Here is a 25,892-nt window from a genome sequence, read left to right on the forward strand (position 1 = left end):
TTCGCAGTTTGTAGCTTTTATACTATCTGAAGGAAACGTAGCAAAAAAACTAACTGATCTATCTTTTTCTACGTAGTAGTGTAAAAAAAATTCCTTTCATTCAGTTACACTAAAGTAACCTTCAACCAGGATGTGGAAAACCGTCAAGACAGCTGCTTTATTACTGATCGTTTGCTTGCTCACCCAATTTCAGGCTTACGCTCAGATCGATTTGTCTTACGAAAAAGCTCCCATTAAGGAAGTGCTCACTTCCATTGAAAAGCAATCCCATTACAAATTCATTTATCAGAATACAACTTTTGATGGTAAAGACCGCATAACCATCAGGGTAAGGAATGCTACTATTCACCAGGTACTGGACAGTCTTAAGAAACAATTTCCGTTTTCCATTACTTACCTGATTGAGGAAAATATGATTACGGTAGTTAGGATTACTCCGGTAGCTGAGCCCAAACCCAAACCTCCTCCACCTCCTCAAATAGTTTACCTACGCGGCGCTGTTATGGACGAACAGGAAGAGCCGCTCTATGGCGCTACTGTGTATGTAAAGCGTTTACCCCTTTCCGTTGCAACCAATATCGATGGCAAGTTTTCATTGCCGAATGTGAAACCAGGTGATACCGTTGTATTCACCAATATTGGTTACGAAATGCAGGAGCTGGTGGCAGATGCAACCATGAAGCTCACTGCAAAACTGGTTGCTAAGGTGAATAGCCTGACTGATGTGTCCATCACTTCCGGCATACACAGAGAGGAAAGAAGAAGATCCACTGGTGCTTTTGCTGTGGTGGATGGGAAAGCCATCAATCGGGGAACAGCTGCCAATATTGTTGACAGGCTGGAAGGTGTTACGCCGAGTCTGCTGGTAAACAGAAATATAACCGGAGGTCTCAATCAGTCAGAATTAAGCATCAGGGGGAGATCGACTATTAGTGCAGAGCCCAGGCCTTTGATTGTTCTGGATAATTTCCCTTATAATGGCGCATTGAGCAGTATTAACCCAAATGATATTGAAAAGATAACGGTTCTGAGAGATGCTGCAGCCGCTGCAATATGGGGAGCTTATTCTGGAAATGGTGTGCTGGTGATCACAACCAAGAAAGGAAAATATAATCAGGCGCCGAGAGTTTCATTCTCAAGTACATTGATTTCCGGAGATAAGCCTGATCCTTATTACCTCCCGGCTCTGAGCTCAAGATCAGCTATTGAGATCGAGCAGTTCTTTTATGATAAGAATTTTTACTCACTTTTTGAATCCAATGGTACCCGACCGGTCTTGTCACCGGTGATTGAATTGTTGATCGCCAAAAGAGAGGGGAAGATCAGTAGTGATGCAGCCGATGCAGAGCTGGAAAGACTCAAAAATGCAGACTACAGAAAGGATGTTGATGATCTGTTGATGCAAAGAGCTTTTTATCAGCAGTATGCCGTTAATGTCAGAGGAGGGGGCGTAAACAACCACTATTATCTTTCTGCAGGGTACGATGATCAGAAACAGAATTTTATCAATACCGGATATAAGCGCATAACCGTTAACGCGAGCAATACAATCTTATTTCTTAAAAAACGATTGGAAGTAAATACAAATATTTTATTCAGTTCAAGCAGGACTAAGAAAGATGTAAGTGGCGTGTTTGGTGTTTCCTATCCGTACGCCAGTTTACTGGATAGCAACGGTAATCCTGCAGTTATGCCGGCAGAAATCAGGCAGACTTATAAAGACACTGCCGGAAGAGGTCGTTTGCTGGATTGGAATTATCGTCCACTGGAGGAAGCCAGATTGAATGATAGTAAATTAGACTTGAACTCTTATAGGATGGATATTGCTCTCCGGTATAAGATCATAGCAGGCTTATATGGCAGTATAATGTATCAGTATAACAAAGATGTTGGGGAGGATAATGATCTCAGAAGCCAGGAATCTTATTTCACCCGGAACCTGATCAATAAGTACACGCAGGTGAGCTCCGCGGGGGAGGTAGTTCGTCCGATACCGCTTGGAGGAATATTTGACTCAAGAAGATCTACTTCTACCAGCCATAATTTGCGCTTAAAGACTGAATTCAGCAAGGCATGGAACGATCATGAACTTTCTGTGGTTGCAGGTGCGGATATCAGAAGTGTGGATATGAAGTTTAATTATTCCAGGTTGTATGGGTACAACAAAGAAAGCCAAAGCAGTATGCCTGTTGATTACGAAGGCTTTTATCCTATGTATCATACTTCTTCGCAAACAAATAGAATTCCACCTGCAGCTACAATTCCCACTGGCTATGAAAAGTCTAATTTCATGTCCATGTATGGCAACTTCCTGTACACTTACAAAAGGAATTATAATTTTTCCTTCAGTCTGAGAAAGGATGAGTCCAATTTATTTGGTGTGGAAACCAACCAGAAAGGCGTACCACTTTGGGCGGCAGGGGCAAGCTGGAATGCAAGTAATGAAAGCTTTTATAATATTGACTGGTTGCCAGAACTCAAACTACGGGTATCAAGTGGATATACTGGAAATATCGATAGGAGAACATCGGCGTTTACAGCAGCAGCAAAAGACGGAACCAATTTATATGGATCTCCTACTGCATCAATATTGAATCCTCCAAATCCATCCTTACGCTGGGAAAAGATATACATGTTCAATATCGGTGTAGATTTCACATTCAAAGGAAGCAGAATATACGGCAGCCTGGATTTTTACAGGAGAAAAGCAAAGGATCTGATTGGCGTTACTCCTGTTGATCCAACTTCAGGCGTTGAATCATTCAAATGGAATTCAAGCTCGATGAAGGGGAAAGGTGTAGATGTGCAGTTGAATTTCAAAGTGCTGAACGGGAAATTGGGTTGGACAAGTAGTATTATTGCAAGTTATAACCTGGATAAAGTTGACAAGTATTTGGATAAGGGAAATATGATTAGTACGTATCTGGGAGGACAAACAATTGCCCCGCTGCAGGGAAATCCTTTGTACTCGATTTATGCTGTAAGATGGAAAGGCCTGGATTCCGTTAATGGAGATCCGGTAGGATACTTAAACGGGCAACTCAGCAAAGATTACCCTCAAATAGTAAATTCTGCAAATTTTGGCGATTTGCTCTTTAAGGGATCTGCAACACCTAAATACTACGGAAGTTTTATTAATACTTTTAGTTATAGAGGATTTGAGCTTAGCTGTATGTTTACATACAAGTTTGGGTATTCTTTTCGCAGGTCCAGTATTGTTTATTATCAACTTTTGCTAAATCAAACTTTGGCTCACCCTGATTATGATCTAAGATGGGAAAAAGCAGGAGATGAAAAAAGTACCAATGTTCCTTCGTTCCAATACCCAATTAATTTTAACCGGGATCTTTTTTATAACTATTCCGAAGTTTTAGTAGAGAAAGGTGATCATATCAGATTAAAGGATATTCGCTTTTCCTACTTGTTTAGTTTAAGCAAAAAGAAGGAACAAAAAAACAATGCAGAAGTATTTTGTCTTATTAACAATATAGGTTTAGTATGGAAAGCAAATAAATATGAAATAGATCCTGATTTTCTCTATTCTCAACCAATCCCCCGAATTTATTCGTTGGGTGTCAAAATGGAATTGTAATGAATATAATGTGCAGATATGAATATTAGCAATCTTCACCGGTTCCTATTTTTTTGTATGCTGATCATTATTGCGGCATGCCATAAGAAAAAAGAATTTCTGGATGAGAATCCTTATTCAGATCTGTTCACGCCTAAAACTGTTTCTGAATTACAGGCTTTATTGGATAATGATATTTACATGAATGAAGTTCCTGAGATAGGAACATTGTCAGGAGACGAATATTATCTGGTTGATGATTTCTGGGATAGGCTTACCCCAAAGGAACGGAATAGTTATATCTGGGCGGAGGACATTTATGAAGGCCAGGGCAAAATACCCGATTGGAATTTACCATATAAACAGGTGCTGTATGCGAATATCGTTCTCGAACAAATTGCAAAAGGAGTGAAAGGTGCTGCCAGCCAGCAAGACATTGATAAGCTGAAAGGGAATGCTCTATTTATTAGAGGTTTTGCATTTTACAATATTGCCTTGCAATTTGCTGATTGTTTTGATGATAGTAATGGATCTGAATTAGGAATTCCTATCCGTTTGTCTCCGGAAATCAATCAGGATTCAAAACGGGCCACGTTGAAAGAATCTTATGATCAGATAATCAGTGACCTGATTTCTGCCAGTAAATTATTGCGGGATTCTATATCGTTTCAATACAGGAACAGACCTGGTAAGGCTGCTGCTTTTGCCGCACTTGCTAGAGTATATCTAAGTACGCGATCCTATGAAAAGGCCAATGAAGCTGCAGATAGCAGCTTGAAGTATTATGATAAGTTGATCGACTTCAACAACGTTGACAGGTTCGCATCTTTATCATTTAAGCCGCTGAATGACGAAACTCTTTATCAAGCGAGGTTGTTGTCCAGCTCTTTGGTGGTAGTAGGCATAAGTGCGCCTGGATGTATAATTGACTCAACCCTTTACCGTTCTTACGATGCCCAAGATCTTCGCAAACCAATTTATTTCCGGATTAATGGAGATGGACGGCCCAATATCAAAGGCGGTTTTAGCGGCACTCTTTTCACATTTGCTGGCCTTGCAGTAGACGAAATTTATTTGATCAAAGCTGAATGTTTGGTACGGACGAGTGAGATTCAGCAAGGAATGAATTTCCTGAATACCCTTTTGCGCAAGAGATATTTGACCGGGACTTTTATTGATAAGATTGCACTGAATAAAGAAGCAGCCCTGAAAATAATCCTGGAAGAAAGGAAGAAGGAGTTGGTATTTCGCGGGGTTAGATGGGCTGATCTGAAGAGATTGAATAAAGAGGGAGCGAATATCATATTGAAAAGAAAACTTAAAGGGACTACCTATACACTTGCTCCATCTGATCCTAAATACATCCTGCCTATTCCGCCTGACGTTATCTCACTCGGCGGTGTTCAACAGAACCAACGCTAAATGCAAGTCCCCCCGAAGAAGCGGGGGGACTGTACTAATCAAATACCATTAACCATTAAACCTTATCCTATGAAAACATGAATTTAGGACATTTTGTAATATCCCAAAAATTTTGTGGAGTTGATAGTATGGTACATATCAGAAGAGTTGGAAAAAAGCGATCCTGAGTACATCTAAGGATGTACTTTTTTCTTCACATTAATCAATAAAAATGCACCAGGTATTCTGGTGCACAAATGTTTTATTTGATTTCTTACCAGGCGCACCAAGGCATGAATTGCCCTTGCTGGCAGGGAATAAATTGGTCACAACCCGCTGGTCTGTAATAAGTGCAGGTAGTTACAGGGGAATACTCGCAGACATAATCAATACCCAATCTACCAGCTGGATAGAAGTAATATCCCCAAGGGGTATTCATTTTATAATATTGCTCTTGCTGTGAGCAATAGGGTTGTGGAATACTGGCTAGTGATCCTGAAATAGAAATGGAGACGGCAGCTATCAGCAAACCCAATTTCATCTTTTTCATAGAATTTTAATTGGTTTAATGTCCGGAAAAGATACATTATACTAGCTACTTTTTTTCCGGCTTTATGTGGAATTCTATTGACAAAAAGCTTTCAATAAAAAAGAGCCATTTGATACAAATGGCTCGCCAGAAGGGCTGGATAAAGAAGTAGAGTGTAATTACTTAATTAAGTTGCCCAGCCTTTTTCAAGTTATATATTTTAGTTCGGTGTGTAAAAACCTACTCTGCATGGCTCAAATTGCTGTGTGAACGGGTTCAGAATGTATGTACAAGTTGCAGGGGCTCCACCAGCGCAATAGTAGTTGATTCCCCAGGTACCGGTCATAACATAGTTGCCTGGCGTGGGTTGATGATACTGTTGCTGATTATAACAATCAAACTTCTTCTTTGCTGCAAAAGAGCCAGTAACCGCTGTAATGATAGCTACCGTGAGCAATACCATTTTAATTTTTTTCATAAAATTGTTTTTGAGTTTAAAAATTATTGGACCTGTTGTACGGTGCTAAACTGGATGGAACAGGTTTAACCTCTCCAGTCCGGAAGTACTTGTCTCTGTGCAAAAAGCCTTTTACTTCCTGCATGGAATTATTTTTAGCAATTCGATCAACTCCGCATTTGCCGGACATAGCTATGCGAAGAAGTGATTGCACCAGTAAATTTTGTTAGGTAATGCTGTGGAGGGATGATTAGCCTTAATCCGTTGAAAAAATCAGATGCCATGGGGTGTTCGTGAAATGGTGGTTATAGAAAGCCTCCGTGAAAATGATCAGGAGGAAATGAATAGCGATGGTGTGGGCTGGCTGAATAATTTGGAAATGATCAGTAAGCCACAACTTGTGCACGCTCGTTATCATCGAACGACTTCTTCCTTAGCACCAGCGCAACAGCATTCAAAATCATGAAGAAGATATTGAACATCAGGTGCTGCGGCCAGGTGAATGAGCTGATGACTCCTCCACAGGTGCATGGCACCCTTGCCAGTGCATTCATAATGATCAGGATGATATAAACAGTGAAAATTGTCAGTAAACCGAGTGAAGACCACAATGCCAGCTTTCTCGTCTTTTCAAAAAGCAATCCCGCTGCAATCACCAGCTGTGCTCCGGGAATGAGGTAGACCAGGATCGGTTTGCTCCATTGAAAGATCGGCTGGTTGTATATATTCCCGTGGAAAAATTTATAAGCTAATAACTGTGTAAGACCAGTGTAGAGATATAACAATATCAATAATGCGATGATGCCTTCCAGTGCTAACTTCTTTTTCATATCGGAGAATATCTTTTATCTGTTTAGGTGATTGATCCGCTATCGCTGCACTTTTTCATAATTCCAATACATTGAATGTATGCAGAACTTATTGGCATATGGAAAATGCCCAGATTAGATATTCCCAATTTTGTACTGCGTGGTAATACGCCTAAGAGACTGAAAATCTCGTAGATAGGAAAAGGGGAGAATAGGTGCTGAGCCTTTTTGTAACCAAAATAAGTGTCCCGACTAGGGGTTTACACTTAGCATTGAAAAATTACTCCAATTTATTTCTTTAACTATCCAAATTGTAAAAATTATCCAAAAAATTGATTGGAATCAAGGAAATGGCGGGGGTAAATGGTATTTTTTTCCTGAAAGGCTTGTAAAAAGAAGGAAAGAATGGGCCTAATGCGAAAATTTTAGCCCATTTTCATGACCGCAGCATCTTGATAAGGTTATTTGGTATATGAAAAAAATATAATGTGCTGTCAGGTATTTTACCCCGAAAAAGAAATCCGGTCTGTCAGCATCTCGCACCTTCCTACCAAATACCGAGCCGCTTTCCGCGGTTTTCTTCCCGGATTTTCGTAAATTATTGCAGCACCTTATCCTCAATCAAACTTTATGAATCAGCAACAGGATCCCCGGATTTCGGTTATGCGTCAGCCGGAAGACCTTCTTTCCGATGAATGGCAACCCTGGTGGCAGGGCAAAGGGACCAGCGTTTGGAAAATGCTCACCTCAGCCATCACAGGAGATCTTCATAACATAAAACAATTACTGGAACAAGAACCCGGATTACTGCACTGCTCTTATCGTTATTACTTTCCTCTCTATTTTGCTATCCGGGAAAACCATCCGCAATTAGTGGAGTTCCTGCTGAAAAATACACCCAGACCAGGTTCTAACCCCGGACGTTTGCCAGAGATCGCACGTGAGAGAGGTAATCATGCCATGGCAGATTTCGTTGAAAAACTTTTACGTGAACTGTATGATATCCGCCCGGAAGGTGAAACCCTGGCCTCAACTATCAAACAGGGCAACCTGCCTGCGCTGCAAAAAATGATCAAACAACAACCTTCATTGATCAGGGCCGCAGATTCATTCGGTAACAAAGCCATCCACTGGGCTGTGCTTACCCGTCAGTTACCCATTATCCGCTTCTTACTTGAACATGGAGCGGATATCAATGCGCAAAGACCCGATGGCGCACGCCCACTCGATCTCACCAATGGCGACTACTACTACCGGAGCTGGTACCGCGATCTTCCCCCGCAATCACTCCAGCGCCATGAAGTAGTTGCGGGCTATCTCATCGCATACGGAGCTTCGTACGATCTCAGTGTGGCGGCTAAATTTGGCGATACGGGCCGTGTAAGGGAACTGCTCGATGCAGACCCGTCACTCGTCAAAAAACTGCCTGATTATGTTTCTTACTATTCCGGTTATGCGCTGCGGAATGCAGCAGGAGCAGGCCATCTGGCCACCGTTCAACTACTCCTGGAAAGAGGAGCGGACCCTAATTTTCCGGAACTGGACATCGCTCCGCGGGGTGGCGCTCTGCACGCTGCAATAGGGGGCCATCACCGTCTGATCGCCCAATTGCTCCTGGAACATGGCGCTGATCCAAATGCTGCTGTTGAGTCTTCCGGCAATTGTATGTCGCGCGCCAAAGCTTTCAATGCACCTCCTGAGCTGATCAACCTCCTGGCGCTGTACGGCGGCGCACAAACGGTGGAACTATTATGCTATTATAACAACCTGGAAGAGTTATCGCAGGTATTCCAGTCAAACCCTCTACTGCATGTGCCGCCGGAAGCGCTCGATGCAGCAATCGGAGAGGGACATCAACTCGTTGTTGAATTATTGCTTCGCTATCAACCAGATCTTTTGAAAAAACATTCGCTGGGAAGTATCTCCAATATAAATTTCGCCAGATGGCTGATGAAGAATGGACTGAATCCGAACAATGCCGACTGGCTGGGCATTACACCGCTTCACCGCGCTGCATCCGAAGGTAATATTGAATTGGCTGCACTTTGCCTTGAATACGGCGCAAACATCGATGCCATTGAATCTGATTATTTCTCCACGCCGTTGGGCTGGGCCGCCCGCAAGGGACAGCGCAGCATGGCGGCTTTCCTGCTGCAGGAAGGCGCTGATGCATTGGCGCCCAAACATATCCCATGGGCACAACCCGCCGCATGGGCCGAAAGAATGGGCTATGAAGATATTGTGCTGCTCCTGCTGGATTGAGCTGCTGGTATCAAAATTGAAGCGGCCTCCATATGGAAAAAGAATTATTTACTTACACTGGCAATCCCCTGTTCTCCCACAAATACACCTGTGATCCAACGGTGATCACTTATGCCGGAAGGCTGTTCCTGTACACAGGTCATGATGAGGCCGGGGCAGGAGTGAACGCTTATGTGATGAACAACTGGCTTTGTTTTTCCACGCAGGACCTGGTGGAATGGGAAGAATATCCGATGCCGCTGAAAGCAAAGGATTTCTCCTGGGCCAGTGGGGACGCATACGCCAGTTGCATGGTGCATCATAATGATAAATTCTACTGGTTTGTTGCAGTATCCCATGCGTCTATAAAAGGAAAAGCAATTGGTGTTGCTGTTTCCGGTAGACCGGAAGGGCCTTTCAAAGACGCTCTGGGAGCGGCTTTGGTCTCTCACGATATGTTGCCGGCTGATGCTGGTGAAAAAGCCAATCTCGATCCTTCCGTATTGATCGATCATGATGGACAGGCATATTTATACTGGGGTAATCAACAATGTTATTGCGCAAGATTGAAGCCGGACCTTGCCGGGATTGATGGGCCCATTTCCATTATTCCATTACCCGGTTTTATGGAAGGAGCGCATATTCATGAACGTAATGGATGGTATTATCTGTCTTATGGATATGGCTATCCTGAAAAAGTGGCTTATGCCATGAGCCGTCATCCGGAAGGGCCATGGGAGTTTGTGGGGATCCTGAATGAGATCCCCGGCAACTGCGCCACCAACAGGCCTGCTATCATCCGGTTCAACGGGCAGGATTATTTCATCTACCACAACGGTGCGTTGAAAAATGGGGGAAGTCACCGGAGATCGGTTTGTATAGACAGGCTGGAGTATAACCAGGATGGAACGATGAAGCGGGTGATCATGACCAGCGAGGGCATATTACCCGCAGGATCATCTATGAGACAATTATAGAAAGATGGAATTCGCATATTGAAGCCCGGGAAATGCCCGGGCTTCTTCGTTATATAAAAAATGGAAAACAAAACTTTTGTATTTTCATAGAGAAGATGATAATTCTGAAATAGTATACAGGATTCAATAAACAGGAATGGAAAACTATGCCGTTATACTGCTGATCATGGCCCTCATGATCGTTGCATCGGGTTTTGCTGAAAAGATGAAAGTTGCCGTGCCGGTGGTGCTTCTGATTGTTGGCATCGTGATCGGATTTGTGCCTGCTATGCCGGCCCTGGAGCTGAATCCGGAGATCATCATGCTGTTATTCCTTCCTCCCTTGCTCTACGATGCTGCTTTCAATATCTCCTTCAAGGATTTCAAAACAAATATCAATACCATCAGTACCCTTGCCATCGGTTTGGTTTTTATTACCACTGCAGGTATTGCGGCCGTGGCGTATTACATGATCCCGGGCATGACCTGGCCGCTGGCATTCGTATTGGGCGCAATCCTTTCTGCTACTGATGCCGTTGCAGCGATCGGTATCACCAAAGGGCTGGGGCTTCCACATAAGACCGTCACCATCCTGGAAGGAGAGAGCCTCGTGAATGATGCATCGGCATTGGTGGCATATCGTTTTGCCGTTGCAGCGGTAACCGGAATTGCTTTTGTTACCTGGAAGGCATTGTTGCAATTCCTGATCGTATTGGGAGGCGGTTTTCTGGTTGGATTAGTCCTGGTGAAAGCTTTATCATTCGCCCTTCGTTTTTTCCGTACCAATGACCTGGTGATCATCAGCCTGATGTTGCTGATGCCTTTCGCCACTTACCTGGTGGCAGAGCATTTTGAAGTATCGGGAGTGATCGCTGTTGTGGTATTGGGATTGGGTATGTCCAGACTTAGCAGGGAAAGGTTCCCGGAAAAGATCAAGGCGCAATCCAAACATTTCTGGGACGTGATCATCTTCCTGCTCAATGGTCTGATCTTTTTGCTGATCGGATTGGAGTTCCCGCTTGTATTGAAGCAATTGCAGGATACACAGATCTGGCCATTTATCGGTTACGCATTGGTGATAGCGCTGACAGCGCTCCTGATCCGTATGATCAGGGTATACTGGCAACAGTTCAATCTGCAAAGGGCTTTCCGGGGCAAGCGCCATATCAGCGAAGATGCTTTATTCGATTCCAAAACAAGTTTCATCATTACCTGGTCCGGGATGCGTGGGATCGTTTCTCTGGCCATCGCGCTCGGTCTTCCCATCGCACTGAAGAACGGCGAGCCATTCCCGATGCGGAATGAGATCATTTTCATCTCCATTGCCGTGGTGCTGCTTTCCTTGCTGGGACAGGGTTTGACCTTGCCCTGGGTGGTGAAGAAGTTCGGGAAATAGATTGTATACTTTTATAGCTGAAGCTTATAGCCGATATGTGATGCTTCAAAGCCCAGTCTTTCATAGAAGCGGTGCGCATCAGGCCGCTTCCTGTCTGTTGTGAGCTGCACCAGTCCGCAACCTTCCTTCCTGCATTTTTCTATCGCCCATTCAAACATGGCTTCCCCGAGTCCTTCGCCGCGGCGGTCACTTGCAATACGCATTGCTTCGATCTGTCCGCGTTTCATACCGCTGCGCGACAAACCAGGAATGAACGTCAGTTGCAGCGTTCCGGTTATCCTTCCATTTTCTTCAGCTACGGCAAGAAATTGATTTGGGTCTGTATCGATGGCATGAAAGGCATCGATATAAACCTGTTTTTCCGCATTCTCCCTCGATGCGCCCAGTATATCATCAGCAAGCAATGCTATAATAGCGTCCAGGTCTGCTGTTGCAGCCTTCCGGAATATCAGTTCAGTCATTTGCGATGTTTTAATACCCAGTATGTTTTCAAATATGCTGAAATAAACGCTGGGTTGGGTCAAAAACATTTCATTAACAAAAATACCTTTTGAAGCCTTTTAGGTGAATAATTATTCATTTATCTTTGCCCCGTGAAACCGAAAGATGAAGGAAAAATAGATGAGATCTATACGGCAACCCTGGCACTGGTGAAAGAACAGGGACTGGCCGGCATCACTATGAGTCAGATCGCCAGGAAAGCAGGCTTTGCAACCGGTACCGTGTACATCTATTTTGCCAATAAGGATGAACTGATCGTAAAATTGTTCGACAAATGCATCAATGATTACACCAGGGATCATTTTGCCGGCTACGACCCTTCCGCTCCTTTTAAAGTGGCCTTCCATACCATCTGGATGAATATGCTTCGCTACTCCATCGAGCATTTCCACGAAATGGTTTTCATTGAACAGTGTTTTCACTCACCTTTTATTTCCGAGGCAACCAGGAAAGCAACCAAAGACCGCTTACTTCCCTGGCGTGAACTGATAGAGCGCGGGAAAAAAGAAAAACTGATCAAACAGGTTGATGCATCCTGGATCATGCTTTTTGTAAGAGGTAGTGTGCGGGACCTGGTGAAACATTGCGCTTATCACCAGCTCAAGATCACCAATGAGTTCAGGGAAACCATGTTCGAAATGTGCTGGGATGGGATCAGGGACTGATTTTTTTGCGAAACGAATGAATAATTATTCATCCATGTAGAAAGTATCGAATAATACTTTTCCATTTTTCAACTTCTTGCGATTGCCTGTTATGGTCTGCTCAATCAGACCACCACATCCTTATTGCTTTAACTAAAATGAATATGCACTCAACACAAAAAAAGGGATTAATGGCGTTATGCTTAGGACTGGCAATGATTTGCTCCCTTGCCGTGCATGCCCAGAATCCAATGCCACTGGCCATGGACAAGGCCATCGAGCTGAGTTTACAGAACAGTAAGCAGCTGAAAGTGAACAAAGCGAAAATCGAAGCGGCAACCGGTCAACTGAAGCATGCATTGGATAATCGCCTGCCCGATGCAAAGATCAGCGGAGCTTATATGTTCCTGACATCGCCCAATATCGATCTCAAAACCGGCGAATCCAATGGCGGCGGCAGCAGCGCTTTCCCCAGGCCCAACCAGGCCATGTATGGTATGGCTTCCGTGAACATGCCATTGTATTCAGGACTGAAGATCCGCTATGGCATTGAATCTGCAAAGTTTCTGGAGAAAGCCGCAGAAGCAGATGCAGGCTACAGCAAAGAAGAAGTGATCCTCAATACCATCAACGCGTATTGTAATCTGTACAAGTCTATTTCCGCTGTGAAACTGGTAACGGAGAACCTGGGCCAGTCGCAGCAAAGAGACAAAGACTTTCAAAATCTCGAGAAGAACGGTTTGCTGGCGCGTAACGACCTGCTGAAAGCGCAGTTGCAAACAGCAAATATCGAGCTGGCGCTGGTAAATGCGGAGAACAATCTCAAGCTGGCCATGGTGAGCCTGAACCTGATGATGGGATTACCGGATCAGACCATCCTTCAACCTGATACTACCGGCTTTGAACAACCGCTTACAGCAGCCGGCATTGAAACTTACGTACAGCAGGCTTTCAGTAATCGTAAAGACATAGAAGCGCTCAGTCTTCGCAAAAAAGCAGCAGGTGCAGAAGTGAATGCCGTCAAAGGGGAATACTATCCCTCTATTGGTCTGACAGGCGGCTATGCTGCGGGGTATATTCCCAAACTCCTTACCGCCACCAATATCATGAATATTGGTGTGGGCCTCCAATACAACCTGGGTTCCTTGTGGAAGGCGAAATCCACCATTGCTATAGCGAAGGCCAATGAAAAGGAAATTGAAGCCAGCCAGGAAATGCTCAACGATCATATCAAATTATCGATCAACAAGGCTTACCTGAATTTCCTTTCTGCACAAAAACGGATCGAAGTGCAGGGGAAATCGGTGATCAATGCAACAGAGAATTATCGTATCACAAAAAACAAACACGACAATAACCTGGTCACCACAACGGAGTTGCTGGATGCGAATGTGGCCCTGCTGGAATCGCAGATCGCGCTGGAGGAAGCCAAAGCGGATATCGTTATGGCTTATAATTCACTGCTGGAGCAGGCTGGCATTCTACTCAACAATCAATCCGCGAAATAACAAGAACCCTTAAAGGATAAAAATATCATTATGTCAACTACAAGTAATGAACAAGGCGCAGTCAAAAAGCGTAACTATACTTTTCCGGTCATCCTCACGCTGCTCATTGTGGGCGGCGCCTGGTTTGGCATCAGCAAATACATCCATGCCCTTCATCACGAAGAAACGGATGATGCGCAGGTGGAAGCCAATATCAGTCCGGTTATCCCGCGTATCTCAGGTTATGTAACAGAAGTGCGCGTGAAGGATAACCAAATGGTGAAGAAAGGGGATACGCTGCTGATCCTGGACGATCGCGACATGAAACTCAAGCTGGAACAGACAATTGCGGCGCTTGCCACTTCACAGTCGAACCTGGAAGCAGCCCGCGCTACTGCCGGCGCCGCACATGCGAACATTGCCACAACACAGGCTTCCGTTTCCACCATCGATGCGCAGATAGAAACTGCCAGGGTGAATGTATGGCGCGCTACAGAAGATTTCAAGCGCTTTGAAAACCTCATTAAGGACCATTCCATCACCCAACAGCAATATGAGCAGGCCCTGGCCGGCAAACAAACAGCTGAAAGACAATTACAGGTATTGGAACAGCAGAAAGGACAGGCTTCGCACCAGGTAAATGCAGTGAGCTCTCAAAGCAATGCTTCCGCTTCACAGATCGGTATTGCGTCTGCAGCCATCAAAGAAAGGGAAGTAGCAGTGGATGATGCAAAGCTCAATCTTTCCTACACCGTGGTTACTGCTTCTTCAGATGGCAAGATCTCCAAAGTGAATGTGCGTGAAGGACAATTTGTGAATGCCGGCGCTGCTTTGTTCAGCATCGTGCAGGGAGAAGATGTTTGGGTTGTAGCCAATTTCAAGGAGACCCAGGTGGGGAAGATCCGTGAAGGACAAAAAGTGATCGTTGCGGTAGACGCATTCCCTGATCATGAGTTTGAAGCGAAGGTAGGTTCTTTCTCACCCGCCACCGGTGCGCGTTTTGCGTTGCTGCCCCCTGACAATGCCAGCGGTAATTTCGTGAAAGTGGTGCAACGTCTTCCTGTTCGTATCGAGTTCACGGATACCAAAGATTCCCTTATTCATTTGCTGAGGGCGGGTCTGAACGCAGACGTGGATATTCATCTCGATTCCAATTAATCATTACAAGATGCAAGATCAAAATTCACTGGTAGAGTATGGCCTCCGTCGCGTGATCATCACCATTACAGCGGTGGTGTGCGCGCTGCTGGAGATCATCGATACCACTATCGTGAACGTTGCCATCAGCGATATGCGGGGAACGCTTGGCGCCACGCTCAATGAAGTGAGCTGGGTGATCACAGCCTATGCCATCGCAAATGTGATCATCGTGCCGATGACCAGCTGGCTTTCGCAGCAATTCGGTCGTACCAATTATTTCGCAGCTTCGATCATATTGTTCACCGTATCATCGTTTCTCTGCGGCAATGCAACCGGTATCAATGAACTGATCCTTTTCCGTTTCCTGCAGGGATTGGGCGGTGGTGCGCTGCTGGTGACTTCACAGACGATCATCACTGAGATCTTTCCCGTGGAGAAACGCGCGATGGCCCAGGCTATTTATATGCTGGGCGTGATCGTTGGGCCCACGCTTGGCCCGCCATTGGGTGGTTATATCATCGAACATTATGCATGGCCATATATTTTCTATATCAATATTCCTGTAGGCGTACTGGCCACCTTGCTTACGATCCGGTATGTTAAAAGTCCGCGGTATGCGGAAAAAAGGAAAGCCAGCGAGGTGGACTGGCTCGGCATCGCTTTGCTGGCAGTAGCTGTAGGTTGTTTGCAATATATCCTTGAAAAAGGACAGGAGGAAGACTGGTTCAGTAATACTACCATCATCGTACTCACGGTAATGGCTATACTGGGTATCTTCTTCTTCATTTGGCGTGAGCTCACTTTCAAATATCCGATTGTTGAATTGCGGGTGTTGAAGAATAGTAACCTGCGGATTGGGGTGATCCTGAGTTTCATCATGGGCTTTGGATTGTACGGATCAACTTTCGTGATCCCTGTGTATACGCAATCCATCCTGGGCTGGAATGCGCAGCAAACGGGTATGCTGATGGTGCCGAGCGCCCTCATGATCGCGTTCATGATGCCGATAGTTGGACAATTGATCCAGAAAGGCGTTCCCCAAAAACTGCTCATCACCGGAGGATTCATTATCTTTTTTATTTTCTGTATGGGCTGTTATTATATCATCACGCCTTCTACGGGTGGAGATAATTTCTTCTGGGTGCTGATGATCCGTGGTGTGGGCCTTGGTTTCCTGGCAGTGCCGGTTTCTGTAATGTCATTGTCCACCCTGAAAGGACAGCAGATCGGGCAGGGGGCTGCTTTCTCCGGGATGATGCGCCAGTTGGGTGGTTCCTTTGGTGTGGCGATGATCTCCACATTCATATCAAGACAGAATATGCAGCACCGCAGTACCCTGGTGTCCAGGCTGGATATATACGACCCCGAAGTACAGCAGCGGGTGGAGCAGCTCAAGGCATCTTTCATCGCTAAAGGCCAGCCGGTGAATGTGGCCGAAGGGTCCGCTTACAAGTTGCTGGATGGAACTGTGAATTTACAATCCACCGTTTTATCGTATATGGATGTATTCCTTTATGTAGGCATGATGTTCCTGATCTGCGTGCCTGTTATCATCTTTTTTGTAAAACAATCGAAAACAAAGGTAAGCATGGCTGATGCTGCCCACTAACGTATATGTCTACCGTAATTGTGATCACCAACCTCACAGATTCCTCGCAACATGCGCTTGAATATGCCTGCAGCCTGCAGCAGGATGCACCCGGACGCATTATCCTTTTCCACTTTTTCTCTTTTCTGCCGGGTTCGCCGGCGAGGGAGCTTCGATGGCTGTATTGAATGACGTGTACCAGCAGGAGGAAGCCCTGGTGAAACCGGGAATAGAAAAAGTGAAAGAACGGTTCCCTGGTTTTGAATTCGAAACCCGCGTGGTGGCTGGCAATTTTGAAGATGCTTTGCTAGAGGAGATCGTTTTGTCAGAAGCTTCACTGGTGATCACAGGAGCAGAGGGAGATTATGATGAATTCCTTTCCTGGGATAACCAGGTGCTGAAATTATTCACCAATCTGCCCGTGCCGGTGATCATTGTTCCTGCACAGATCAGATTTTCGCGCGTACAGAATCTTGCATTTGCCTGCAATTACAGGGTGGATGATCCTGATGGGCCGGCTGGCATTTTACGAAAGCTCCGGGAACTCTGGCATTGCAGGATCCATCTCGTGTATGTGAACAAAGATGGAAGGCCGGCAACAGAGGCAGAGAAGGCTACACAACAAAGCTGGCAGGATGCCTTGCAGCGATTCGATGTATTGTTCCATGAATTGAATGGAGCCGATGCTGCCAGGGCAGTGGACAGTTTCTGCCAGGAACAGTTGATCGATCTGCTGGCCATCAGGCCGCACAGGCATGGTATCTGGGATAATTTATTCGGCATGAACAATACCAGGGAGTTTGCACATTTGAATTCTGTGCCGGTACTGGCGTTGAGGGCAGGCCGAAACAGCTGACCGCTCTACAAAAGAAATAGAAAAGGAGAATGATGGCCCGCAAGGCTTATCATTCTCCTTTTTTCATCAGTATTTTCTTCTTCTTAGCAGGATGAGGCCACCGGTGAGCAGCAATATGCCGGGTAGTGCAAATAATACCAGGTAGTACAGTAGGCTGAAGGTTTTGTCTGTAATTGTTACCCTGTTGTCTTCCGGAGGGATTTTTGAAATACGTACCGGATATTCTCCATAACAAAGCCAGCTTAACAAACCGGTGCCCAGGGAGAAGTTGGCTGTTGCAGGATGAGGTTTATTTAGTTCGATATTAGAAAGGAAATCTGCATCACCCACAACAGCTATTCTTTGTTCCTTTCCTGCAAACTTACGGCTAAGTGTAGCTGCTAATGGCAGCGCCAGTTTCAGATCGCCTTTCTCCGGGGAGAATTGAGCCACGGCGGAATCAGTCACCAACCGGTGCCTGGTATACCATGAGTTGGAGGGATCATTGAGTACTACCGGCATGAATTTGAATGGGCTTCCCTTCAATGGCGATATTGGTACAACGCCGGGCATACTTACGCCCACTTCATATTTGAGGTATGGAGCCAGTTGACCATAGATTGAATTTGCATGTTCTGACAGACCGGCTTGCAGATAATCAGGAGAGTACGTAACATCCTGCTGCACCATCTGACCTTCCATCAGTTGCAGACCTAGTTTCTCCAGCAATCCGTTCAGTATAGACTGTTTCTCCGGTTCGCCCAGAATGAGGAGGTTGCCGCCTCCATCAATATAACGTTGCAGTTGTTGCAATTCCAGCGTTGTGAAATCAGACCTCGGGTCGGCTATCACTACTGCATTAATATTCTCTGGTATACCGGTGGAGTCTAACCGAAGGGAAACAAAATCAAAGCCCTGGTTGACCAGTGAACGGCGTGATTTGATCTTCGCTGCCAGTTCATTGAATCCACGGTCACCCACCATTTGCAGGGGTCTTTCGAAATGCCCTTCGAGAAAAGCGATTCGCGGCACATTGGGATCCAGCAACCGTTTCAAGGCGGCGCCGGTTTCTGCCGGGCCTGGATAAAAAAGAAGATCATTGAAAGTTCGCAGGATGCATTTGGCGCCCTGATACTCCAGCTGGATCACATAACTATTCAGCTCCGGTTTTAAATTGATCAGACTCTGCATCTCTTCAGGTGTTTTGAAGCGATCGATCTTCATTTTGTTCGACTTTGCCCTTTTCTCAGCCACCTGTCTTAGCGACATCTCTTTATGCTGTTTGTAAAATCCTTCATCAGAAATTACGCTATCATAATAATAAACGTAATTGATATGTATGTCTGTTTTGAACCATTGATAAGATTCCCAGTTTTCCAGATCTGAAATACGTCTGGCCGGCGCTCCTTTGTGAAAGGTATTATCCAGGATATTCACGTAACAGGTAATGTTCAAAGGGCCTTCATTCATGCTATGGAGTATTTGCTGAATTTCAGGACCAAGGGTCCAGGCTCTGGTAGCGGTATTGTCGAAATATTTAACCCATCCCGGACGAGACGAAAAATAACCGATCACCATCACCACCAGTACCAGTGATGAATACCGGACAAGTTGAATGGTCCGGCTTGCCGGAATGATCAGCTTCCTGAGCCTGATGATGGTGAAACCGATGAAGAGCAGGATGATGAGCAGATAATACAACAGATTCTTTGTTGAGATCAGCCCTTCGAGAAATTGTTGAACCCTGCCTTCCAGAGACAAGTAGTAAGTGAGATCGCGAATAAAGTCGTATTCCTGCCACACATTGCGGAGATAGGACATGGCGGCGAATAGGATCAATGTGCCCAGGGCTGCCACTATCTGGTATTCCGAGAGGCTGCTGATGAATAATCCGATAGCTCCAAATGCGCTGAGCAAAAGAAACAGCCCAAGCAATCCACTCCACATCAGTCCTGTATCCGGCGTGTTGAGCGAATAGGAGGTTAATAGCATGAAGATACCGGCTATGCTTACCAGTAACAGGTTAAAAACCGTGATGGCGAGGTATTTCCCCCAGACGATCCATTGTACTTTCACGGGTGAAGAAAGCAGCAGCCTTATGGTGCCGCTTGCCACTTCCTTTCCTATCAGTCCCATGGTAAGCAGGGGAATGTATAGATAAGCCTTCTCAACAATACCTCCCAGTGTTGAATAGGCGCCGCTGAAAAGGTTGCTGGTAAGGCCACCACGCAGGCTGCCATCAAATGATTGTAACCTGCTGAGGTGTTCAAGGCTATCGAAGAAGTGGATAGCGGGTTGCACCAGAAATACCACCAGTAATAGCCAGGCAATGGGAGAGTAAAAGAGCTGATATAATTCGTTCCTTGCTATTTTCAGAACCGTTCTCATGCTTTGAATTTTGATTGTTGTTTTGAAAGTTTCGCAAACACTTCATCGAGGGATGGCTTCTCGAACAATATTTCCTGCAGCCTCCATTGGTGCTGAACGCTGGCCTGTACAATATCTTCCGCGAGCTTTCTTTCGCCGGAAGTAAACAGCCTGAAACGGTTCCCGCTCAATAGCTCAACTTGCATTATTCCCGGTATTTGCATCAACTGGTCAGATGCAGGAGCTTCTTCGAGATGTACGATCATTGTGTTATTACCTGTATGATTATTGAAGGCGTCCATGGTATCGGAGAATACGATCTGTCCTCCTTCGATCATCACTACATCTTTGCAGAGCGTTTGTATCTCTGTGAGGATATGGGAAGAGAATACTACTGCCCGCTCTTCGGCAATTTCCCTGATCAGTGATCTCACTTCGAGGATCTGGTTGGGATCAAGGCCATTGGTGGGTTCATCCAGTACAATCAATGGCGGCCTGTGAATGATGGCCTGTGCGATGCCTACGCGTTGACGATATCCGCCGGACAGGTTCCGGATCAGCCGCTTGCTGAAATGGGCAATGCCGCATTTTTGTTTGGCTGCTTCTATGGAGGCATTGATCTGTTTGGGCGGGATCAGTCTCAGCTCTGCACAATAGCGCAGATACTCATCGATGGATAGATCGATGTACAAAGGTGCCTGTTGTGGAAGGAAGCCGATCTCCCTGCGGGCCTGCTGCGGATCTTTCCTGAGGTTGATACCGGCGATGATCACATTGCCCTGCGTTGGTCTTAATGCTCCGCAAAGCACATTCATGGTGGTGGATTTACCGGCCCCATTGGAGCCCAGCAATCCGGTGATACCCCTGTTGGGTATATCCCAGTTGATATCCTTTACAGCCCATGATTTATGATATCGATGGCTCAGAGATTCAATTCTCGCAATTATCTCTCTCATTTTATACGGTTGTATATTAACGTTAGTAGTACGGTCATACGCCGCCTGTAAGGGATACAGACGTTCATTAGTAGTGTCAGCGTGGATTCTGTGGAATATCCGGTTTGAACATCATCACTTCCGGTGGAATGAGGAAAGCATAGCGAGGGTCATTGGGAGGAATTGTATAGGTATTTGTACCTATTTTCCTGGTAAGTGTGATGGCCCGTCCCGGTTCGCGGTTCAATCTTTTGATATCGCCCCAGCGCTGGCCGCGCAGAAGCATTTCCTTTCGCCTTTCTGTGAGCACCAGTTCCAGTGCAGCTGCTGCATTGGCGGCAGTTTCAGGAACGAAATGTCCGGCTTTGTAACGGGCCTGAAGCAAGGTGTTGATATCATCCAGCGCTGCCTGTGTATCACCTGCTCTGGCGGCGCATTCCGCCCGGATTAGATATACTTCGGAAACGGTGAGCCCGGTGAAGTTCATACCACCGATAGCATATGTGCCTCGATAGAAATCTGCGCCATCACTGGTGGGGCTGAAGTACATTTCTTTCCTCAGATCGTTCTCTTTATACAGCAACAGTAAATTGGTGTCTACCCTGGGCATGACAAATGGGGCAGCTATACCATTCTCATTGACGCGGTAGAGGAGGATCTCAGGGTTTGTTTCGAACCTGCTGAGTGGATATTCTTCTGCAGCATTGCAGGTATTATAATTTAGCAACTGGTGATGTTCTTTCAGGCTGGCATCTGCCGCTTCCCTTGCTTTGGGATAATTGGCCATCTGCAGGCAGGTCCTGGCCAGCAAGCCCCATGCTGAAGCTTTGGTGGGCCTGTGTTTGTAGAGAGATTGAGCAGGAAGCAGAGGTATGGCGGATTCGAGATCCTTAACGATCTGCCCATAAGTTGTTTTGAGATCGGACCTTACGATCTTTTCATTGTAATCCTCAGAAAAACGAAGCACAATTCCAGGCTCAGTGCCCGCGTCTGTGCTGTTGTACTGGATAGCGAATTGTTGCGCAAGTCTTAAGAATATTTCTGATCTGATGGTAAGACAGGCGCCACGCAAATGATCACGGTTCTTAACAATCCTGCCTGTCTTGGCTTTCTCTGCATTGGTCAATGCTGTATTGAAATGGAGCAGCTGATCATATGCCCCATTCCATTCATAGTAAGATGTTTGGGTGGGATGCCAGAGATAGATATTCCTGTCTTTTTCCTGCCTTGCCTGCCATTCTGCTTCTGTAAGATAATAATCATCACAAGCAGTAAGCGCCATTTCTCCGCCAAAGTATTTTCTGAAATTGTCGAGCAATTCCTGAACATCATCCAGCGTGTTAACTGTGGAGAGTGTTGGATCTGGTTTTTCATCCAGGAATTTTTTGCAGGAAGTGATCATCAGACTTCCAGCCAATATGAGAAGAAGAGGTTTCATAATTAAAGTTTAGAATGTCAATCTGATTTGTCCGCTGATCCTTACTGGTGTTTGGTATGACCCTGAAACAGGTGGAATATTCGGATCGGTCTTTTCATCATTGGCGAGCCAGAGAAATCCCAGGTTCTCCAGGTTCACATTCATAGTGAGGGCGCGCATGATTTTTTTGAGATTCTTTTGTGGCTCCCAGGTATAACCGAATTGAATATTGCTGAACTGGATATTGTCGGCTGGTTGTATGTTTACGCTGGAATTAGTGTAAAAGAAATCGCGATCAGTGCTTGCCGGATAGATCTGGGATGGTACAGTGGTGGTCTTTTCATCTCCGGGCTGCTTCCATCTTTTGAGATAGTCTGTATGCAATAATCCGGATCTTAAGATATTACCATAATTCAGTGCGTCTCTCTGGTAATAATATTTCAGTTTGAATTGAATTCCTACCAGTAAATGAAAGTTCCTGTATGTAAAAAGGTTGTTGAAATATCCATGGATGCGCGGAACGGATGAGCCATGGATCTGTATGGCAGAATCCACAGGTTGATCATTGATGGCCTGATAATCCCTGGAGGGTTTTCCATTTACAAGCCCCATTGGATCGCCTGTTTGTGGATCGAGCCCGGCCGACCGGAAACTGATAATAGAGTAAGGATCATACCCGATACCCAATGCCAGCGGCATTGTCATATTAATAGCTGCCCGTGCAGTTTTGGGAGTAGGATACCGAAGGGTATCGATCTTTTCGATCTTATTTCTAATAGTATTTACACTGATCTCTGTGCTCCATTTGAATACTCCTTTCAGGTTTTGCGTTCGTATGGCCAGGTTGATCCCCCTGGATGCAATACCGGCAAAATTCTTTTCCACTCTTATCACACCGGTAGTGGCATCTATTTGCACATAATGGATCACATCCTGCGCTTTATTCCGGAAGGTTTCGAAAACGATATTGATCCTGTTCTGCAGAAATGCCATGTCGGTCTTGAAGTTCAATGTGGCCAATTTCTCCCATTTCAATTGAGGGTTGGCCGGCGCTTTGATGCTTGCATAGTTCAGGCCGAAATCGGTCCAGCTATTGCCCTCATGCGTTATAATGGTTTGCGCAGATAGTCGCGGGTTTACATTTCCTCTATACCCAAAACTGATACTGGTGTGCAACTGGTCAACATAGGGTAGTTTGAAGAACTTTTCATTGCTGATCTTCCAGCCAAAACCTCCTGACCAGAAGGGAGTCCATTTGGCGTTGGTAGTTACCCCGAAAATATTGGCAGCGTCTCTTCTGCCACTCAGTGTAAAGATGTAGCGTTTATCGTACTGGTATGAGGCATTGGCAACCACATTTACATTCCTGTTGAGGAAAGTACTCAAGGCATTTCCTCCAGGTATACGCTGCATTCCATCGGCGCGGGTTTCGTACAGGGTTGCATTGTCAACCGGGAGTGATTGCATCGTTTCTGCGTTATATCCGTACAGTACACTGCTTTGATTGAAGCTTTTATGTTCACTGGCTTCGGCAGATGCCTGTGCATCCACTTCATGTTTCTTACCAAAAAACCTCGAGAATTGAAGTTGAAATCTGTAATTCTTCTGAGTGCTTTCGCTTCTGGTATCTGACCTGATACCGCCTATCGGAACTGGATAACGTTTTGCCGGGTTGGCTTCATCAAGGTTTGTAAAATTGTTGATGAGATTGCGTGTGTAATAACTATCCAGATCGCGTAGGATGGTGTATAAATGATTGGCGTTGCCATATTGATAGAAGAATGATGTGGTGAAACCAGGCAGTGGTTGCCAGGAGATCTGCCAGTTGACCAGGAACTCTTTTCCTGTTTTGGAATAGTTTTGGCTCCGGGCCTCATCGAGTGGCCGGTATTTCCAGTGGAGATATCTTCCGCCACCTATCGTATCTGTAAATGGTTCCCTGTATTGGTAGGGCGAGGAAGCTGAATGGCCGTTTTCATCCAGGAATGAAAAATAGGGAGGGAGATAATAGCTGCCCTGTTTGAAAAATCCTGCATTCATATCACCGGCTCCATTCGGATGGTCCACTATTCTGTTGAAGCGGATATCCAGTGAAGTAGTCAGGTTCTTAATGGGACGATAAGTATGGGTGGTGGAAAAATTGTACCGCGTCCTTTCTTCCCGTTTCAGATAAGTGGGGAGGTAATCAATATTTCCGCTGAGGTTATACTTTATTTTATCCGAGCCACCGGTAACATCCAAACCCACCTGGTGTGAGATGGCATCCCTGTAAAATAAATCTTCGAATTCTCCTCTTACATCCCGGGCTCTCAGTTTGTCGATTTTGGTTTTGGCTTCTTCTCCGGTAATGGCGCCCTGCCTTTTCAATGCGAGTATTTCCACTACTTCAGAAACGCCGGGAAACCTGGAGCTGCGCAGGTTACTGTTGTAATATCCTTTATCGAAAAGAAAGATCTCGAGATCGATATAATCTGAAGCTCCTGCAAAAGAAAGGGAATGAAGTTCTGGTTTCCGGGTCCGGGAGGAAGTACTGGTGAGGTTCACCTCCATGGGTTGATTGTATTTCCCTTTTTTGGTGTTGATCACGATCACGCCATTGGCAGACTGTGCTCCCCAAACCGAGGCTGCGGCTGCATCACGTAAGATGGTCACGCTTTCAACATCATTCGGATTGATACTGCGGATATCTCCATTGAACGGAAAATTGTTAAGGATGATCAGCGGGCCATCGTATTCGTTGGAGAAAGTGGTGAGTCCCCTGATATTCATTTTCACTCCGTCTTCAGCATCGAGGCGTCCCGGATGGTTGATCCTTCTGTCGAAGAAGATCCCGCTCACGCCTTCCAGCCTGCTGATCAGATCGGGTCCTACCTTTCTGTTGAGCTCCTCTTTCCTGATCACTTCAAAAGACCCTGTGGAACGTTCCTGTGGTATATCCTGGTAACCATTTGAAATGATCACCTGCTCAAGCGCTGCAGGTTTGATGGTAAGTTTGATCAGCAGTTCGGTCCTGTTGCTGACCGGCAGTTCCTGTGACTGATAATTCACGGCAGTGACCAGCAGCACGGCATTGTTGTCGATTCCTTTCAATTCAAAGTTGCCATTGTCGTCAGATTGGCTGGCCCGGTTCTTTCCTTTTACAGAGATGGTGGCGCCTGCCAATGGTTCGTTGTTCTGGCCGAATACTTTCCCTTTTACATCGATGGCTCCAAACAGCGCGTTGTTGATAGCTGTCACAAACGGATCATCTGCCAGCGGTCTTCGCCGCAGAAAGATAGTCTTGTTCCTGATGGAATAGGTGAGTGGCTGGTAAAGAAAGATGGTATCGAGGAAAGTGGAAAGCGGTTCCTCATGAACGTTAACAGTAACCGGTTTTACGCCATTCAAGGTAGCGGTATTGTAGAAAAAGAGATACCCGGTTTGCTTCTGCACTTCTTCGATCAATTGTTTCAGTGCAATGTTTTTCCCGGAGTAGGTGATGGTCTGTGAATGGGCGGCCCCATGCACTTTGAATACGAAAGCAGTGGTGAGCAGGATGATGAGTTTCATCATGAACACAATTTTGGTAATAAGCCGCAGCCTGTTTTGCATCGGTGAATACAATAGCCTACAGCCACA

General features: G+C 45.6%; 19 protein-coding genes. 11 read left to right on the forward strand and 8 right to left on the reverse strand.

The window, feature by feature from the left end:
- The first annotated feature begins 130 nt into the window (after window positions 1–130).
- Together FSB84_RS18390 and FSB84_RS18395 are read left to right on the forward strand one after the other, a co-directional pair.
- Window positions 131–3,592, forward strand: a complete 3,462-nt coding sequence (locus tag FSB84_RS18390) for a SusC/RagA family TonB-linked outer membrane protein (RefSeq protein ID WP_130539372.1) — start codon at window positions 131–133, stop codon at window positions 3,590–3,592.
- Between the two features lie 57 nt (window positions 3,593–3,649).
- Entirely contained in the window at window positions 3,650–4,993 is a 1,344-nt protein-coding gene (locus FSB84_RS18395) for a RagB/SusD family nutrient uptake outer membrane protein (protein ID WP_158643994.1), read from the forward strand.
- A 253-nt stretch (window positions 4,994–5,246) separates the two neighbouring features.
- Here the strand turns inward: FSB84_RS18395 and FSB84_RS18400 are convergent, their stop codons facing one another.
- From FSB84_RS18400 to FSB84_RS18410, 3 genes are all read right to left on the reverse strand, one after another.
- On the reverse strand, window positions 5,247–5,522 hold the full coding sequence (locus tag FSB84_RS18400) for a hypothetical protein (protein WP_130539374.1): 276 nt from the start codon (window positions 5,520–5,522) through the stop codon (window positions 5,247–5,249).
- A gap of 199 nt (window positions 5,523–5,721) precedes the next feature.
- Window positions 5,722–5,979 (reverse strand): DUF6520 family protein, encoded by a 258-nt coding sequence (locus FSB84_RS18405; protein WP_130539375.1) that lies wholly within the window; start codon window positions 5,977–5,979, stop codon window positions 5,722–5,724.
- A 362-nt stretch (window positions 5,980–6,341) separates the two neighbouring features.
- Complete coding sequence (locus FSB84_RS18410; RefSeq protein WP_130539376.1) at window positions 6,342–6,788, reverse strand: MauE/DoxX family redox-associated membrane protein; 447 nt, start codon at window positions 6,786–6,788, stop codon at window positions 6,342–6,344.
- Window positions 6,789–7,397: 609 nt separating this feature from the next.
- Between FSB84_RS18410 and FSB84_RS18415 the strand changes: the two genes are divergently transcribed.
- The 3 genes from FSB84_RS18415 to FSB84_RS18425 all read left to right on the forward strand — a co-directional run bounded on the left by FSB84_RS18415 (window position 7,398) and on the right by FSB84_RS18425 (window position 11,360).
- Complete coding sequence (locus FSB84_RS18415) at window positions 7,398–9,029, forward strand: ankyrin repeat domain-containing protein (RefSeq protein WP_130539377.1); 1,632 nt, start codon at window positions 7,398–7,400, stop codon at window positions 9,027–9,029.
- Between the two features lie 32 nt (window positions 9,030–9,061).
- The gene (locus FSB84_RS18420; RefSeq protein WP_130539378.1) at window positions 9,062–9,985 is read left to right on the forward strand and encodes a glycoside hydrolase family 43 protein; all 924 of its coding nucleotides are present in this window, start codon (window positions 9,062–9,064) and stop codon (window positions 9,983–9,985) included.
- A 136-nt stretch (window positions 9,986–10,121) separates the two neighbouring features.
- Complete coding sequence (locus tag FSB84_RS18425) at window positions 10,122–11,360, forward strand: Na+/H+ antiporter (protein WP_130539379.1); 1,239 nt, start codon at window positions 10,122–10,124, stop codon at window positions 11,358–11,360.
- A gap of 11 nt (window positions 11,361–11,371) precedes the next feature.
- Here the strand turns inward: FSB84_RS18425 and FSB84_RS18430 are convergent, their stop codons facing one another.
- Window positions 11,372–11,821, reverse strand: coding sequence for a GNAT family N-acetyltransferase (locus FSB84_RS18430; protein ID WP_130539380.1), 450 nt, complete (start codon window positions 11,819–11,821; stop codon window positions 11,372–11,374).
- A gap of 132 nt (window positions 11,822–11,953) precedes the next feature.
- Between FSB84_RS18430 and FSB84_RS18435 the strand changes: the two genes are divergently transcribed.
- The 6 genes from FSB84_RS18435 to FSB84_RS18455 all read left to right on the forward strand — a co-directional run bounded on the left by FSB84_RS18435 (window position 11,954) and on the right by FSB84_RS18455 (window position 17,576).
- The gene (locus tag FSB84_RS18435) at window positions 11,954–12,526 is read left to right on the forward strand and encodes a TetR/AcrR family transcriptional regulator (protein WP_130539381.1); all 573 of its coding nucleotides are present in this window, start codon (window positions 11,954–11,956) and stop codon (window positions 12,524–12,526) included.
- Between the two features lie 170 nt (window positions 12,527–12,696).
- Entirely contained in the window at window positions 12,697–14,013 is a 1,317-nt protein-coding gene (locus FSB84_RS18440; RefSeq protein ID WP_225979820.1) for a TolC family protein, read from the forward strand.
- Between the two features lie 30 nt (window positions 14,014–14,043).
- Window positions 14,044–15,150 carry an HlyD family secretion protein gene (locus FSB84_RS18445; RefSeq protein ID WP_130539383.1) on the forward strand — a complete coding sequence of 369 codons (1,107 nt, stop codon included), beginning with the start codon at window positions 14,044–14,046 and terminating at the stop codon, window positions 15,148–15,150.
- A gap of 10 nt (window positions 15,151–15,160) precedes the next feature.
- Complete coding sequence (locus FSB84_RS18450; protein WP_130539384.1) at window positions 15,161–16,741, forward strand: DHA2 family efflux MFS transporter permease subunit; 1,581 nt, start codon at window positions 15,161–15,163, stop codon at window positions 16,739–16,741.
- 5 nt (window positions 16,742–16,746) lie between these two features.
- A complete protein-coding gene (locus FSB84_RS30685) occupies window positions 16,747–16,908 on the forward strand; it encodes a hypothetical protein (RefSeq protein ID WP_158643995.1) in 162 nt (53 codons plus the stop codon).
- The gene (locus FSB84_RS18455; protein ID WP_147122258.1) at window positions 16,896–17,576 is read left to right on the forward strand and encodes a universal stress protein; all 681 of its coding nucleotides are present in this window, start codon (window positions 16,896–16,898) and stop codon (window positions 17,574–17,576) included. Before FSB84_RS30685 ends, FSB84_RS18455 begins: the two co-directional genes overlap by 13 nt.
- Window positions 17,577–17,642: 66 nt before the next feature.
- On the opposite strand, the gene FSB84_RS18460 is transcribed toward FSB84_RS18455, so the two are convergent.
- The 4 genes from FSB84_RS18460 to FSB84_RS18475 form a co-directional block, all read right to left on the reverse strand.
- Window positions 17,643–19,943: a Gldg family protein gene (locus tag FSB84_RS18460; RefSeq protein WP_130539386.1), complete on the reverse strand. Its 2,301-nt coding sequence runs from the start codon at window positions 19,941–19,943 to the stop codon at window positions 17,643–17,645.
- A complete protein-coding gene (locus FSB84_RS18465) occupies window positions 19,940–20,878 on the reverse strand; it encodes an ABC transporter ATP-binding protein (RefSeq protein WP_130539387.1) in 939 nt (312 codons plus the stop codon). The genes FSB84_RS18460 and FSB84_RS18465 overlap by 4 nt, the downstream gene beginning before the upstream one ends.
- 76 nt (window positions 20,879–20,954) lie before the next feature.
- Entirely contained in the window at window positions 20,955–22,295 is a 1,341-nt protein-coding gene (locus FSB84_RS18470) for a RagB/SusD family nutrient uptake outer membrane protein (protein ID WP_130539388.1), read from the reverse strand.
- 9 nt (window positions 22,296–22,304) lie between these two features.
- Window positions 22,305–25,826 carry a SusC/RagA family TonB-linked outer membrane protein gene (locus FSB84_RS18475; RefSeq protein WP_158643996.1) on the reverse strand — a complete coding sequence of 1,174 codons (3,522 nt, stop codon included), beginning with the start codon at window positions 25,824–25,826 and terminating at the stop codon, window positions 22,305–22,307.
- Window positions 25,827–25,892 lie beyond the last annotated feature (66 nt).

The sequence above is a fragment of the Pseudobacter ginsenosidimutans genome, assembly GCF_007970185.1.
In the GTDB taxonomy this organism is placed as follows: Bacteria; Bacteroidota; Bacteroidia; order Chitinophagales; family Chitinophagaceae; genus Pseudobacter; species Pseudobacter ginsenosidimutans.

What these genes read in the sequence shown, in the direction of transcription:
- FSB84_RS18440 (WP_225979820.1), top strand. Translation starts at nt 12,697, where the DNA reads ATGGCGTTATGCTTAGGACTGGCAATGATTTGCTCCCTTGCCGTGCAT.
- FSB84_RS18420 (WP_130539378.1), top strand. Translation starts at nt 9,062, where the DNA reads ATGGAAAAAGAATTATTTACTTACACTGGCAATCCCCTGTTCTCCCAC.
- FSB84_RS18450 (WP_130539384.1), top strand. Translation starts at nt 15,161, where the DNA reads ATGCAAGATCAAAATTCACTGGTAGAGTATGGCCTCCGTCGCGTGATC.
- FSB84_RS18415 (WP_130539377.1), top strand. Translation starts at nt 7,398, where the DNA reads ATGAATCAGCAACAGGATCCCCGGATTTCGGTTATGCGTCAGCCGGAA.
- FSB84_RS18390 (WP_130539372.1), top strand. Translation starts at nt 131, where the DNA reads ATGTGGAAAACCGTCAAGACAGCTGCTTTATTACTGATCGTTTGCTTG.
- FSB84_RS30685 (WP_158643995.1), top strand. Translation starts at nt 16,747, where the DNA reads ATGTCTACCGTAATTGTGATCACCAACCTCACAGATTCCTCGCAACAT.
- FSB84_RS18465 (WP_130539387.1), bottom strand. Translation starts at nt 20,878, where the DNA reads ATGAGAGAGATAATTGCGAGAATTGAATCTCTGAGCCATCGATATCAT.
- FSB84_RS18425 (WP_130539379.1), top strand. Translation starts at nt 10,122, where the DNA reads ATGGAAAACTATGCCGTTATACTGCTGATCATGGCCCTCATGATCGTT.
- FSB84_RS18460 (WP_130539386.1), bottom strand. Translation starts at nt 19,943, where the DNA reads ATGAGAACGGTTCTGAAAATAGCAAGGAACGAATTATATCAGCTCTTT.
- FSB84_RS18400 (WP_130539374.1), bottom strand. Translation starts at nt 5,522, where the DNA reads ATGAAAAAGATGAAATTGGGTTTGCTGATAGCTGCCGTCTCCATTTCT.
- FSB84_RS18455 (WP_147122258.1), top strand. Translation starts at nt 16,896, where the DNA reads ATGGCTGTATTGAATGACGTGTACCAGCAGGAGGAAGCCCTGGTGAAA.
- FSB84_RS18445 (WP_130539383.1), top strand. Translation starts at nt 14,044, where the DNA reads ATGTCAACTACAAGTAATGAACAAGGCGCAGTCAAAAAGCGTAACTAT.
- FSB84_RS18470 (WP_130539388.1), bottom strand. Translation starts at nt 22,295, where the DNA reads ATGAAACCTCTTCTTCTCATATTGGCTGGAAGTCTGATGATCACTTCC.
- FSB84_RS18405 (WP_130539375.1), bottom strand. Translation starts at nt 5,979, where the DNA reads ATGAAAAAAATTAAAATGGTATTGCTCACGGTAGCTATCATTACAGCG.
- FSB84_RS18410 (WP_130539376.1), bottom strand. Translation starts at nt 6,788, where the DNA reads ATGAAAAAGAAGTTAGCACTGGAAGGCATCATCGCATTATTGATATTG.
- FSB84_RS18430 (WP_130539380.1), bottom strand. Translation starts at nt 11,821, where the DNA reads ATGACTGAACTGATATTCCGGAAGGCTGCAACAGCAGACCTGGACGCT.
- FSB84_RS18475 (WP_158643996.1), bottom strand. Translation starts at nt 25,826, where the DNA reads ATGATGAAACTCATCATCCTGCTCACCACTGCTTTCGTATTCAAAGTG.
- FSB84_RS18395 (WP_158643994.1), top strand. Translation starts at nt 3,650, where the DNA reads ATGCTGATCATTATTGCGGCATGCCATAAGAAAAAAGAATTTCTGGAT.